Source organism: Enterococcus sp. M-BR2, from assembly GCF_056612775.1.
In genome coordinates this window covers 1193474-1206974 of record NZ_CM152743.1, presented here as the reverse complement: position 1 = coordinate 1206974, position 13501 = coordinate 1193474, and the positions used below count along the sequence as shown (strand labels likewise).

Below are 13501 nucleotides of genomic sequence, written 5' to 3'. Positions count from 1 at the left end.
CAGAAATATAATATTCTTGTAAACAAAGATGAACTTAGCAGAACACGAAATTAACAAACTTAATCAAAAAGAGGGTGAAGAAATGGAATATAAAGAGATGTTTGTTCCTAGTCTGATTCAATTAGCGGTAGACGTAAAAAATAAAGAAGAAGCTTTTTTAATAGCTGCCCAACGATTAGAAAAAATGGGGTACGTCAATGAGAATTATTTGAATGGGCTAATTGCAAGAGAAAGAAAATTTCCTACAGGATTGATTACTAAGTATTTAAATATTGCACTGCCACATTCGGAATGTGAATATGTCGAAAAGCCATTCGTTTTTGTTATGCAGCTGAAGAACCCAATTTATTTTTATCAAATGGGGGATAATCAGGAAATGACTGTAGAAAATCTATTTTTTTTAGGAATCAAAGAACCAAAAGAACAAGTAGGATTACTTCAAGCGTTTATGAATTTATTCATGGATGAAACATTCGTAGAAAATTATAAGAAACAAGAAACACCGCAAAAAATATACGAACTTATTACAAATTATATTTAGGAGGAAGAAAAATGAAGAACCGGTTAATTGTCGCATGTGGAAGTGGCGTAGCAACGAGTCAGACAATCGCGAGTAAGATCCAAAGTATGTTAGAAGATGATGGCATTACATTTCCTGTAGAAGCAGTTGATTACAAATCAATCCAAAATGAGCTTCCTACTGCTGGAATCTATGTGTATGTCGCACAGCCTGATGATGAAGTACTTGAACAAGCAAAAGATTTAGGTATTGAAGTATTTCCAGGAATTCCATTTTTAACTGGAATGGGCGTAGAACCTATTTATGACAGTATCAAAGAGTTAATACAGTAAAGGAGGATTGTTGGATAAAAAATTGTCTCGTAGTTTTTCTACTATATTTCAAAAGAAAGAAGGTTTATTTATGGAAGTCTTCCAAACCGTGATCAATTATGTTTTGAATTTAGGATCAGCTATTTTTGTTCCTTTGATTATTTTGATACTTGGATTATGGCAGGGATGAAATTTAAAAAAGCATTCATGTCTGCATTGACTTTAGGGATCGCTTTTAGCGGGATGTCTATGGTCATTGGCTATATGTCTAACGCAGTAAGTCCAGCATCTGAAGCATTGGCTAAAAATACGGGAATCAGTTTGCCGGCGCTCGATCTAGGGTGGACGGGTGCAGCAAGCATCACATGGTCGTGGAGTTACGCTTTTATATTCTTTGCAGTAACGATTGGGGTCAATTTTGTACTCTTACTTTTTAATTGGACGAAGACGTTAAATGTTGATATGTGGAATGTTTGGGGGAAAGCTTTAACTGCTTATTTAGTTTATTATGTTTCTGGTAGTTTGGCTGCAGGCTTTCTTACAGCAATGGTTCAAGTTATATTGGAATTAAAGCTTGGTGATATGTTTCAGAAGCATATACAGGATCTCACAGGGATTCCATTAGTAACAGTGACTCATTTTATGACATCTGCCGCTGTCTTGTTGCTCCCTTTCAATATGATCATGGATAAAATACCTGCATTGAATAAACGAGCGGATACGAATGCATTGAAGAAGAAAATTGGGATCTTCTCTGAAAACTCTGTAATGGGATTCATTATTGGCTTGGGACTTGGCTTTACTGCTGCGTACGGTGTCTCAGGTTCTCTTAATCTGGCAGTACAGACTGCGACTGCATTAAGTCTGTTCCCGATGATCTCTAAAATGTTCATGCAATCTTTGTCTCCTTTAGCAGACGCGATGTCAGAATTTATGAAAAAGCGATTTAAGGATCGTGAAGTATATATTGGATTGGACTGGCCGATATTAGCTGGTCGTTCAGAGATTTGGGTTACTGCTATTTTACTTGTTCCTGTGTTTATCGGTTATGCTATTATTTTGCCAGGAAACCAAGTATTACCATTAGCAGGGATCATCAACTATTCGATTGCGGTCGGCGGATTGCTTCTAACAGGAGGAAACTTGGCTCGTATGCTGATCCTGGGAATCCTCACGATGCCTATTTATTTGTACGGTGCCACTTATCTTGCGCCAATACTCAGTGATTTAGCAGAAAAAAGCGGAGCAGTTGAGGGAATCAAGAAAGGACAGTTGATCACATGGTCATCAATAGAAGGGCCGGAGTTCAGGGTTTTATTTGCGGAGGCATTTAATAGAAATATTCTCGCTATTGTAGGATGCGTAATTTTTCTAGGATTGTTTGTTCTACTTTATAAATATATGATAAAAGCGAAAGTCCCGAGCGAACGTTATGCTGAACTGCAAAAATAGCATCGAAATGGTGGGAAAGCAATGAAAAGAGAAGAGATAGAAAAAATAAAATGGACAGTCGTTCTTTGTGGTACACTTCTGCTATTTCTATATGGACTCTTTACTCAGAATATCATCATCAATCTATTGGTCATTTTTTTCGCACTAGTGATCTATAAATATGGAAATCACGTTTTATTCAGAGAGTACGATGAAAAAAGAAAACAGAAAATAGAAGAATCAATGAAAATAAAAGAAGCTACCAAAGAAATATTGAGAGAAAAAAGTTTTATAAAAAGATAATGGAGGGGTCATTATGTCAGATGGACGTATGTTATTTGAGAGAGAACGACAGGACATGGCACGTATCGTAAGAGTGATTTTCGAAAGGAAAAATACAAATGTCGCAGGAGGGAATTTTTCCTTTAAAACCACTGATGATCAAGGAAAAGACTACATTATCATGACACCGACCATGATGTCAGAAGCCTATCTTGGAGAGATTTCTCCTGCACAAGTTCTAGTAGTAGAACCAAGAACGCGTAGAATCGTTGATGGAGTCGGTCATTTAACTCGTGAAATCAATATGCATGAAGCGATGTACGAGACTAATCCAGCAATCAAAGCTGTCTTGCATGCACATGCGCCTAATGCAATGTTCTGGGCGACTACTGGGTTGCCTATGCCTAATTTGACAGAAGCCACAGCTAAAGTAAAAGAGATTCCTGTCATGGACTTTGAGCCTAATTGCTCTGAAGAACTTGCTGAATTGACAAGCGATTATGTAAAAACACATGATTTAGAGTTGCCCCATATGTTATTACTCAATTCACATGGCGTATTGATCAACACAGGTGGAGAATCAGGAATCGAAGCTATCCATAAAGCACTGCAAATCCTTGATACAGTCGAATGGAATGCAGAAATCGCTTATAAACAGACGATTTTCCAAGCACTAGGGATTACTGATGGGTTTTATTCGAAAGGTGAGAAAATCGGTAGATTGGAAGATTTGAAACATAAAACGGCTATTTATAATAAATCTGTTATTACAGCTAGCGGAGACTAACCTATCTGGCAAAAAAACTACGACTTTCACACACTATGATCCAGATTGATGTCTGCTTCAGGTTGTGTCATATAAGTCGTAGTTCTTTTCTTTTATTTAGTTAGAAGATGCTCTGTCCATTCCCTCGCTTGCTCGATTTCGTCCATCGTCAACTGATGACCTGTTACAGTTAGCTGAATCGTCACATTTGCTTGGCGTGTTTCGAATTGATCGGCCAATTCTTTAAAGGAAGCAGGGGAAACGATTGGATCGTTATCACCATAAGAAAGCCAGACGGTTTTATCCTCTAATGTGGAACGGCTTTGATGGACACCTAGAGACATTGGATGGAAAAACAACCCTTTATTTAGCATGGTCTCACGCTCCAATAATAAATGAGCAGCGATGTTTGCGCCATTTGAATAGCCGACAAGCAGCCAATCGCTTAACGGTATCTGTTCTGTTTCGCTGATATCTTTGATTTTTTCATGGAGCTTATCTGTTTCTTTTTCCAAACTGTCCAGGTCGAATTGATTCAATCCATTACGCTTGAAAAAACGATTCATCCCATCTTCTTGGACCGTGCCACGAAAAGAAAGCAACGTACTGTTTGGTGCAAGAAAGTGAGCGATATCCAGTAAAGAATGTTCATCGCCACCTGTGCCATGAAGTAAGATCAAATGCTTGCCACTTGTTCCTTTTTCAAAAATGTAGGACATTTTGTTCCCTCTTTTCTGTTTCTATAGATGCAAATGAAGTGGCATGAAGAGATTATTCACGTTTTTTATTTGCGTCACTTGTATCGAAAGGACGGACATAGGCTTCAATGGCTTCACGACGTTCTTCTAAGAATGGAGGAAGAGATAGTTTTTCTCCAGCGGATTCTGCTGGTTCATCTTCAAGGAATCCAGGACCGTCAGTTGCTAGTTCAAACAGTACGTGATGAGCGGCTAGGAAGTACTCAGATTGGAAATAGAAACGATCGACGAAACCAGAATTTGGCAATTCAATCTTATTGATTACTTGAATCCAGTATTCCAATGCTTCTTTGTCTGCTACACGCAATGCTAAGTGATGGATATTTCCAAATCCTTCGATTGCTTTTGGCAAGTCTGTCCGATGTTCAATAATGATGCTTGCACCATTTCCGCCTTCACCGATTTCAAATAAGTAGAAATCTCCTGAATGGTCTGTTTCTTTGAATCCTAAGATTTTTTCAAGAATCAAGCGGATATGCTCTAATTGACTGACACGGACAAAGACAGGTCCAAGTCCTGTGATTGCAAATTCTGTCGGTACATTGCTGTTTTTCCAAGGAACGCCAGCTGCTACACCTTGATTGTTTTCGTCAGAGATCAATTGATAATATTGATTATCAAAATCTTCAAACTCGATATATTTTTTGCCGAAACGTTCATTGATTGCTGAATGAGCGACATCATATTTTTCAAATCGTTCCAACCAAAAGTCTAATGCAGCGTCACTTGGCACACGGAAAGAAGCACGAGAGATCGTATCTGTTCCTTTTTTTCCTTTTGGCTGATTTGGGAAATCAAAGAAAGTCATATCTGTTCCTGGTGCACCAGTATCATCTGTAAAGTAAAGATGGTAAGTTTCGATGTCATCTTGGTTAACGGTTTTTTTGATTAAGCGCATTCCTAAAATATCTGTAAAAAAGCGGTAGATTTTTGTTGCGCTAGATGTCATTGCTGTAACGTGGTGAATTCCTCTGATTTGTGTATCCATGATAAATTTCCTCCTGTTGACTTACAAAAAGTAAGTAATTGATTTAGACATAGTATAGAGGGTGCATCTTTATTTTGCAATTAATTTGTCTTCTAAAGTATCAGGAAGGAATCAAGAATGAAAAGAGGAGGAACGGATCAATAAAATAAAAAAACTTACGACTAGCTGTATCGATTTCAAACAAACTAGCTTTAAAAAACTAACTTTAGAATCATTACGGGTGGTCATAAGTCTTTTTATGATTAGATGGAAACGAGCTTCTGAAAGTACTTGGTAAATGTTATTCAAAAGATTGTATCTGTGACAATCAATCGACTCAAAACTAAGCGACTTTTTCACAACCTCTGATTCACGGTGTTCAAAAGCCAGTTTCTCGGTAGTAAGTCAAATTTATGCAAAAATGAGGAAAGCCATTTTCACAAAATTTTTCTTACTACTCGAAACTAAGCGACTTTTTCACAACCTCTTTGGTTAAGTTGAACGCACATCCAGCACAGAATAGTTCCGAACATCAAAACGGTTTCGGCTGGAAGAATATTCAATAGGCTGGCCATCTTTGAGATAGACGACTTGCTGAACTTCCAGTACAGGATCGTTTTCTGCACAGTTCAAATATTGCTGATCATATTCATCACTTTTATCTGCAGAAATAGCACGATAAGCCCCTGCAAAATGGACATTCAATTCTTGATGAAGATGATCATAGATAGAGGCTAACAAATGTTCTTTTTTTAAACCCGGCACAAGATGGACTGGCATAAAGGTATGCTCTAAAACATATGGCTCGCCATCTAAGATCCTTAACCGGTGAATATTGTAGACAGGTTGCTCGGCATCGATCATCAATCGTTCTTGGATATATTGATTAGGGAATTCAACATCAAAATGAATGATTTGACTCTTCAAAGAACGATTTCTGCGTTTCATTTGGAGGCTCAAACCTTCATACTCGTTAGCGGGCGATGTGTCTTTTTGCATGAATGGATGATTCAAAATTTTCGTTCCTGATCCTCGCTGCGAATAGACAAGTCCTTCCATCGCTAAGATATTGATGGCTTTTTTGATTGTCATCCGGCTCGCACCAAATTCTTTTACCAAGTCCACTTGATTAGGCAAAAAACTATCGGGAGGATACTCTTTTGAACGGATTCGTTCCCTTAAAATATTTGCGATTTCTTCGTATTTTGGCACGTTATTCACCTCTTCTAGAGTATAACGAAAGATTATGCTTCCGACAACTCGAAGTAGCATCTGGAACATTGTTTATTCGAAAAAAGAGGATATGACAAGTTTCTTGTCACATCCCCTTAATGATCCATTAAGCAATATCTAAATCTGGTTGTTTATCTAATACTTTCAAGAACGGGTACCAGATAAAGGCAACGATGATAAAGTCGATGACTTGCAGCATACCACCAAGCCATGAATTTGTTGCTAAGACACCGCTTGCAATGATTGGCACAGTCCATGGAACTGAGACGCCAGTTGGTGCAGGGACAAGTCCAGCAGCCATTACCAAATAATTGAACGTCGTTACGATTAGAGGCGCTACGACCCAAGGAATAAGGATTGTTGCATTCAATACGATTGGTAGACCAAAAATCGCTGGTTCATTTACATTGAAAATACCAGGTGCTAAAGCTAATCGACCAACATCACGATACTGTTTCTTTTTAAGAACAAAGGCCATCAATAAAACGACAGCTAAAGTCATTCCAGAGCCACCAATACCAACAGTGAAGGTTTCCATGAATGGTTTTGTGATGATGTGCGGTAATTCTTTTCCATGTTGATAAGCTTCTAAGTTATCAAGCATCAGTGTATTCCAAATCGGGTCCATTACAGAGTTGACGATGATTTGCCCGTGAAGTCCGAAGAACCATAAGAATTGGACAAAGAACAAAGCAATCAATGTTGCAGGTAAACTACTTCCCAAACCAGTTAATGGTTTTTGGATCACTTCATAAACGACATCATGTAAGTTAGCATTGAAAATACCAGTCATCACAGCGTTGATTACTAAGAAAACAGTTAGTGTGACTACAGCAGGGATCAAAGCGGCAAATGATTTTGTTACTGCAGGTGGAACTCCATCAGGCATTTTGATCTGCCAACCGCGTTTCGTGATTCTGCAGTAGATTTCTCCAGCCAAGAAAGCAGCGATCATTCCAATGAACATTCCTTTTGCGCCAAGACGATCAAGTGAAAGAACACCAGTTACATCTTCACCACCAACGGTTTTCATTGCAAAAGGCGTAAGAATCAAGAAGCTGGCAAAAGACACGGCACCACCGAAAATACCTTCAACGTCATAAGATTTTGATAAATAATAGCCGATACCAAAAGTAACAAAAACCGACATGATGCTCATTGTTGCATTTTGCCCATTACCGAATAAGTTCGATAAAGTTCCCTTTGTTGCGTCACTGAAAAAAGGCAAGTTATTGATAACGACAACAATCGAACCGAACATTGTTAAAGGAAAGGAAAGCATAAACGCATCCCGTAAAACTGTAAGGTAACGATTTTGCCCTAATAAATTAGCTAAGGGCATGATTTTCTCAGAAAGCTTGTCCATAAAACCGTTCATTTTTATTCACCTCAAATTTATTTGCAATCGATTACATACAAAGTATAACGCCGAATATTTTAAATGTCTAGTCATTTTTATAAAAAGTATTGATTTATTTTTTTAGGTTCGTTATGATTACGATATCAAGAAGAAAAGAGAGGAAGTACAAAATGAAAACCTACACATTTCCAGAAAATTTTTGGTGGGGTTCTGCTGCTAGCGGACCGCAAACAGAAGGAAGAGTAAGTAATGACGGGAAAGGAGAAAATATTTGGGATCATTGGTATACATTAGAGCCTGAAAAATTCTTTAATCAAGTAGGACCTGAAAAAACTTCGCAAGTTTACACAAAATACAAAGAAGATGTTCAGTTAATGAAAGAAACTGGCCATAACACATTTCGTACATCTATCCAATGGAGTCGTTTGATTCCAGAAGGGACAGGTGAAATCAATCAAAAAGCTGTTTCTTTTTATCGAGATTATTTTACTGAATTGCTGAACAATGGTATCGAGCCTTTTGTAAATCTTTACCATTTTGATATGCCACTGTCCTTGCAAGAAAAAGGCGGATGGTTATCAAGAGAAACGGTTGACGCTTATGTTTCTTATGCAGCCGCGTGTTTTGAATTGTTTGGAGACCTAGTCAAAAAATGGTTTACTCATAACGAGCCAATCGTGCCTGTAGAAGGAGGCTACTTGTATCAATTCCACTATCCAAATCATATCAATATGAAAGAAGCGGTCCAAGTAGGCTATCATGAGAATTTAGCAAGTGCAAAGGCAATCAAAGCCTACCATGAAGGTTGTCATGATGGTGAGATCGGAATCATCTTGAATCTGACACCAAGTTATCCGAGAGATGAAACGAACCCAGAAGATGTAAAAGCGGCGAAGATCGCTGACGCATTCTTCAACCGATCATTCCTTGACCCTGCAGTGAAAGGCGAGTTTCCACAAGAGTTGATCGAGATTGTCAAAACATTGGGGATAATACCTGACATTCATGAAGGAGACTTAGAACTCATCAGAGAAAACACAATTGACCTGTTAGGAATCAATTATTATCAGCCTCGTCGGATCAAAGCAAAAGAAACACCGATCAATCACGAACAAAGCCCCATGCCAGATGATTATTTTGATAATTACGACATGCCCAATAAAAAAATGAATCCATATCGTGGATGGGAAATTTACGAAAAAGGCATCTATGATATTTTAACGAATACAAGAGAAAACTATGGTAATATCAAATGCTATATTTCTGAAAATGGGATGGGAGTCGAAGGAGAAGAACGTTTTGTTAACAGCGAAGGCATGATTGAAGATGATTATCGGATCGAATTTGTGACGGATCATTTGAAATATGTCCATCAAGCAATCCAAGAAGGAACGAATTGTGTGGGTTACCACATGTGGACATGTATGGACAACTGGTCATGGACAAATGCTTACAAAAATCGCTATGGCTTTATCGCTGTTGACTTGGAACAAGACGGCAAACGCACGATTAAAAAATCAGGTCGCTGGTTTAAAAAGGTCTCTGAAAAAAACGGATTTGATGCCTGATATTTTTTGATAAAACGTTCACAAAATGTTTGTCCTAACACTGTAATCGTGCTACACTAACAGTGAAGGAGGCGTTTACAATGGTAGACACTTATCGCAATATTTTAGTAGCAATTGATGGTTCTGAAAAGGCAGAAAAAGCATTTCTTGAGGCAATCACGATTGCCAAACGAAATCAAGCAACGTTGCACATCCTGTATGTCAATGAAGTAACAGGCAATTACTTTGGTGATTTTGCATTTGTTACAACAAGCCTGCAGGAAGAATTGGATGAGGTTGCGGAAAATCAGATGAAAGAACATCGAAACTTGGCAATCGAAAAAGGCCTGACAGATATCGAGACATATGTTCTTTACGGTTATCCAAAGACACTGATCGCTAATTTCCATGAATCGAAAGAACCAATCGATCTGATTGTCATGGGGGCGACAGGTCTGAATGCGGTAGAACGTGCACTAGTAGGCTCCACTACTTCCTATGTAGTCAACCACGCATCATGTAACGTCATGGTTGTAAAATAAATTAAGGGAACAGAAAGCAAAAAAGCATAACGCTTCTTTTGCTTTCTGTTCCTTTTTATTTTTTGCAAAAAATTACTTTACCTGATGAAGTAATCATGCTATGCTGATTACAACGACAGATGGAGTAATATGGAGGAAAGAACATGATTTCAAGTGATGGAATACGCGGATACAATGATGCGATTATTTTATCGATCCTTAACAAAAACGATTCTTATGGATACGAAATTTCTAAAACGATCCGTGAGAGGACAAATGATTCCTATGTAATCAAAGAGACGACACTTTACTCCGTTTTTGCCCGTTTAGAAAAGAATCAATTGATTGTTTCGTACCCTGGTGAAGTGACCCATGGGAAAAAACGGACCTATTATAAAATCACTGAAATAGGACGTAATCTTTTAGAAGAAAAAAAGCAAGAGTGGCTGACGACGAAAGACGTGGTCGATCAATTTTTGGAGGGAAAGTAAATGGATACAATCCGTAATTATTTAGAAAGTCTTTTTATCGGAGTACCCCGAAGTACCGAGATAGAAAAGCTGAAAGCTGATCTGTTGGCAAATATGGAAGATCATTATCATGAATTAATGGGAGAAGGGAAAAATGAACAAGAGGCCATTGGTACAGTCATCTCGACATTTGGTTCAATCGATGAATTATTAGAAGAATTAGATGTCAAAAAAGAAAATCCAAGTCCCGAGACAGAATCAAATTCAGCTTTGATTTATTTAAGTGAAGCGGAAAACTACTGGAAAGAATACAGAGCATCAGGTCTTCAAGTAGCGTCAGGTGTCCTATTCACTTGTTTATCCTTTGCAGGATTTCTGTTCTTTTGTTCAACAGGCTATGCATTCATGGGTGTTTCTTGTCTGATTTTCGGTATAGCATTAGCTGTCGGTTTTTTCATCGCTTCTGGTATGAAAATCACCCGCTTAAATCACTTTTTGTATAATAGAAAAATACCTGAAAAAGTATTAGCAGAAGCAAAAGAAAAAGAAGAAGCGTATCAGCGAAGTTTTGGCTTCTCGTTGATTGCAGGAATCGGATTATGTATTTTTTCACTTTTCCCACTTTTTGCTTCGATTTTGTGGTATATGGATGGTAGTATCGGTGCCTCTGGATTTTTTGTTACCGTAGGAACGGGTGTCTTTTTGATTATTTATGGCAGTCTTGTCCGTCATTCTTATCGTCAGTTCACTCAAAGCACTTATTCGTGGTAAGTGTGCGCAAATTTGAACACCGTGAGTCAGAGGTTGTGACAGAAGTAGTTAGCTACAAGAATTAGCTTCAAGAAATTTTGGCTTATTTTTCGTAGAAGCTACTTCTGGAACACTAGTTATTCGAAAAAATGACTGTGACACTTTTTTGTCACAGTCATTTTTATATAGAATAATTTAAAAATTCATCATCTAACTCCATAGAATTGTCTAAATCGCTTACCCACGTGAAATCGTTATAGACAGATTTGAGCTGGCTTCTGCGCCATTGAACAGGGATAAAAAGACGCATACTATCTTCATTGAACGCGACTAATAATTTTTTTCCGTCAGTAATGATAGGACGTTGCAACAAAGTAAAATGTGAGACGATTAAATCGACAAGTTCTGAGGTCGTACATTGGTCGATTTGATCTTTTAAATTTTTATAATCAATCGAGCGTTTAGCTAATAGATCGTCAAATCCGTTTTCTGTTAATGATAATAAATAAAAGATTTCTTTTCTGGTTAAAGGCTGTTTAGGCGTGAAAATTCGTTCTCTGTAAGGCATTTGATGGTCTTTCAGCCAATTTGCCATCAGATGGTAACTATGTGTACGAGAAGAATAGATCGTAAGCATAACAAAACTCCTTAAATTTTCCATTAATTTGTTCGATCTGTTGAGATAAATAATAGGTAAGGAGCTGAGCACAAGCGTGAAACAACCCAAACATCAATAGAAATAACTTTCTAAAGTCTTAAATTTGCGACGAGAAACAACTAGACTAATAGAAGGAATGTCTCAGCCATTTGGCTTCCTGTTTGTTTTTCTTGCTTATGCTGCAGCTCCTCGGGAAAGGGTTCTAACAATTTGAAGAAGGTTGATGATTGATCTAGTTTCAATTGTGTGAAATTTGAAATCTGGTGTTTTTACTAGATGAATCATCTAACAACTATGATTATAACTTATAGAACTGTTGTTTTGCATTCTGTTTTGTTATAGTTGTTATAAAGTTTTATTTTATTACAGAACCTATTTAGTTAAGAGCGTATAGTTAAAAGTTAAAATTGCTGATTCACATAGAGTTTATGACTTCTTGGAAATTCTTTTTCAATCAGTTTTTTCATCTGTTTATGAAATTCTTTTTTTTCAGTAAACATAAAGGTTTGGGTATCGTAACCTTCTTCATGTAGGAAATAGATTATTCCTTTTTCTGTGTTTTGCGTATAAGCTTTTATACTCCTGTCTTTTTTGAAAGAACAGATCGTATAGTTTTCTATTTGGTCTGGGAGACGTTTGATTTTCTTCAAAATGACTTTTTTATCCTCAAGTTTCATTTTTTCACCTGACTTTATTTTTTATCATATGGAAACCATAGCGCCATTGGTTATATGAAAACAAGAAGGATACTGAAATATATATAAATCGAATAGCGGGTATTTGTTATTAGAATAACTAGTCCAAATAAATGACAACTATTTTCTGATTTATTACAAATGTTTTTTCAAATAAATTTGATTACCAAGAAAAGGTAGTGGTATATTTACTGAGGGATACTTTGAAAAACATATGATAGAAACAGTAACAGCATCATGAAAAAATTTTTTTATAAAAATGGAGGGATTGATTTGATGGAAGAACAGTATGTACAAGCAATGACGATCGCAGGATCAGATAGCGATGGAAGCGCAGGGATGCAAGCAGATATGCATACATTCTTTACAAGAAGTGTTTACGGTGTTTCTGTCATGACCGCATGTGTTGCAGGAAATTCTTACGGAATCGGAGCAAGTGTGACCTTGCCAACCGATTTTATCGATAAAGAATTTGAACTGATTGCAGAGGACTTTCAAATACGTGCAGCTAAAACAGGTATGCTAGCAGATTCAAATTTGATTGAGACAGTTGTAAAAAATTATCAAAAATATGATTTTGGTCCATTAGTCGTGGATCCCGTGATCGTAACGAAACATGGAAATCTTTTACTAGAAGAATCTGCTTTACAAAGCTTGAAAGAAAAACTTGTCCCTTTGGCAGAAGTACTGACACCTAATTTTTACGAAGCAGAAAAGCTGACTGGACGGACATTAGCAACTGAAGAAGATTTTGTACAAGCAGCAAAAGAACTGCAAGATATGGGTGCGAAAAACGTCATGATCAAAGGACATCATGCAAAAGATGCGCAGCAAGAAACAGTCAACGACTACGTATTGCTTGAATCAGGAAAATCATTTTGGCTGAATGCGCCATTTTATTCTACTGACCGGATCAATGGAACTGGCGATTCGTTATCTGCATGTATTGCAGCCGAATTAGCTAAAGGAAAAACAGTAGAACAAGCAATCCGATTGGCAAAAGACTATGTAAACCGTGCGATTCGTGAAGAAATAAACGTAGGGCATAAATATGGACCAATCAATCATTGGGCAGCCGGTGAATTAGAGTAAAAAAAAGAGGTTGTGAAAAAGTCGCTTAGTTTCGAGTATTAAGAAAAATTTTGTGAAAATGGCTTTCTACATTTTTGCATAAATTTGGCTTAATACCGAGAAACTGGCTTTTGAACACCGTTTATTCGGAAGAAGGGACT

General features: G+C 37.4%; 15 protein-coding genes and 1 pseudogene. 10 read left to right on the top strand and 6 right to left on the bottom strand.

Going from position 1 to position 13501, the window contains the following annotated elements; all coding sequences use genetic code 11:
* The first annotated feature begins 82 nt into the window (after positions 1–82).
* From AC1F25_RS05845 to AC1F25_RS05825, 5 genes and pseudogenes are all read left to right on the top strand, one after another.
* The gene (locus AC1F25_RS05845) at positions 83–541 is read left to right on the top strand and encodes a PTS sugar transporter subunit IIA (RefSeq protein ID WP_002309655.1); all 459 of its coding nucleotides are present in this window, start codon (positions 83–85) and stop codon (positions 539–541) included.
* A gap of 11 nt (positions 542–552) precedes the next feature.
* Positions 553–852, top strand: coding sequence for a PTS sugar transporter subunit IIB (locus AC1F25_RS05840; protein ID WP_002291814.1), 300 nt, complete (start codon positions 553–555; stop codon positions 850–852).
* A gap of 70 nt (positions 853–922) precedes the next feature.
* Positions 923–2283, top strand: a pseudogene (locus AC1F25_RS05835) (PTS galactitol transporter subunit IIC).
* A 21-nt stretch (positions 2284–2304) separates the two neighbouring features.
* Positions 2305–2565 carry a hypothetical protein gene (locus AC1F25_RS05830; RefSeq protein ID WP_002309652.1) on the top strand — a complete coding sequence of 87 codons (261 nt, stop codon included), beginning with the start codon at positions 2305–2307 and terminating at the stop codon, positions 2563–2565.
* 13 nt (positions 2566–2578) lie between these two features.
* Positions 2579–3331: a class II aldolase/adducin family protein gene (locus AC1F25_RS05825; RefSeq protein ID WP_002291817.1), complete on the top strand. Its 753-nt coding sequence runs from the start codon at positions 2579–2581 to the stop codon at positions 3329–3331.
* A gap of 92 nt (positions 3332–3423) precedes the next feature.
* On the opposite strand, the gene AC1F25_RS05820 is transcribed toward AC1F25_RS05825, so the two are convergent.
* The 4 genes from AC1F25_RS05820 to celB all read right to left on the bottom strand — a co-directional run bounded on the left by AC1F25_RS05820 (position 3424) and on the right by celB (position 7646).
* The gene (locus AC1F25_RS05820) at positions 3424–4029 is read right to left on the bottom strand and encodes an alpha/beta hydrolase (RefSeq protein WP_087062995.1); all 606 of its coding nucleotides are present in this window, start codon (positions 4027–4029) and stop codon (positions 3424–3426) included.
* A gap of 52 nt (positions 4030–4081) precedes the next feature.
* Positions 4082–5056: a ring-cleaving dioxygenase gene (locus AC1F25_RS05815; RefSeq protein WP_049142556.1), complete on the bottom strand. Its 975-nt coding sequence runs from the start codon at positions 5054–5056 to the stop codon at positions 4082–4084.
* 471 nt (positions 5057–5527) lie between these two features.
* Entirely contained in the window at positions 5528–6247 is a 720-nt protein-coding gene (locus AC1F25_RS05810) for a GntR family transcriptional regulator (protein WP_002309645.1), read from the bottom strand.
* Positions 6248–6374: 127 nt separating this feature from the next.
* Positions 6375–7646 carry a PTS cellobiose transporter subunit IIC gene (celB, locus tag AC1F25_RS05805; protein WP_002309644.1) on the bottom strand — a complete coding sequence of 424 codons (1272 nt, stop codon included), beginning with the start codon at positions 7644–7646 and terminating at the stop codon, positions 6375–6377.
* 152 nt (positions 7647–7798) lie between these two features.
* Here celB and AC1F25_RS05800 point away from each other — a divergent pair, with 152 nt between their 5' ends.
* From AC1F25_RS05800 to AC1F25_RS05785, 4 genes are all read left to right on the top strand, one after another.
* Positions 7799–9196, top strand: coding sequence for a glycoside hydrolase family 1 protein (locus tag AC1F25_RS05800; protein WP_002309643.1), 1398 nt, complete (start codon positions 7799–7801; stop codon positions 9194–9196).
* 80 nt (positions 9197–9276) lie between these two features.
* Positions 9277–9717 carry a universal stress protein gene (locus AC1F25_RS05795; protein ID WP_002289467.1) on the top strand — a complete coding sequence of 147 codons (441 nt, stop codon included), beginning with the start codon at positions 9277–9279 and terminating at the stop codon, positions 9715–9717.
* A gap of 143 nt (positions 9718–9860) precedes the next feature.
* Positions 9861–10187 carry a PadR family transcriptional regulator gene (locus AC1F25_RS05790; protein ID WP_002291828.1) on the top strand — a complete coding sequence of 109 codons (327 nt, stop codon included), beginning with the start codon at positions 9861–9863 and terminating at the stop codon, positions 10185–10187.
* The gene (locus tag AC1F25_RS05785) at positions 10188–10937 is read left to right on the top strand and encodes a permease prefix domain 1-containing protein (protein WP_479994325.1); all 750 of its coding nucleotides are present in this window, start codon (positions 10188–10190) and stop codon (positions 10935–10937) included.
* Positions 10938–11097: 160 nt separating this feature from the next.
* Here the strand turns inward: AC1F25_RS05785 and AC1F25_RS05780 are convergent, their stop codons facing one another.
* Both AC1F25_RS05780 and AC1F25_RS05775 read right to left on the bottom strand, forming a co-directional pair.
* Positions 11098–11553 (bottom strand): Spx/MgsR family RNA polymerase-binding regulatory protein, encoded by a 456-nt coding sequence (locus tag AC1F25_RS05780; protein WP_479994324.1) that lies wholly within the window; start codon positions 11551–11553, stop codon positions 11098–11100.
* A gap of 422 nt (positions 11554–11975) precedes the next feature.
* Positions 11976–12251, bottom strand: coding sequence for a hypothetical protein (locus AC1F25_RS05775; RefSeq protein ID WP_002309639.1), 276 nt, complete (start codon positions 12249–12251; stop codon positions 11976–11978).
* 294 nt (positions 12252–12545) lie between these two features.
* Between AC1F25_RS05775 and thiD the strand changes: the two genes are divergently transcribed.
* Positions 12546–13361 carry a bifunctional hydroxymethylpyrimidine kinase/phosphomethylpyrimidine kinase gene (thiD, locus tag AC1F25_RS05770; RefSeq protein WP_151668750.1) on the top strand — a complete coding sequence of 272 codons (816 nt, stop codon included), beginning with the start codon at positions 12546–12548 and terminating at the stop codon, positions 13359–13361.
* Positions 13362–13501: the final 140 nt, after the last annotated feature.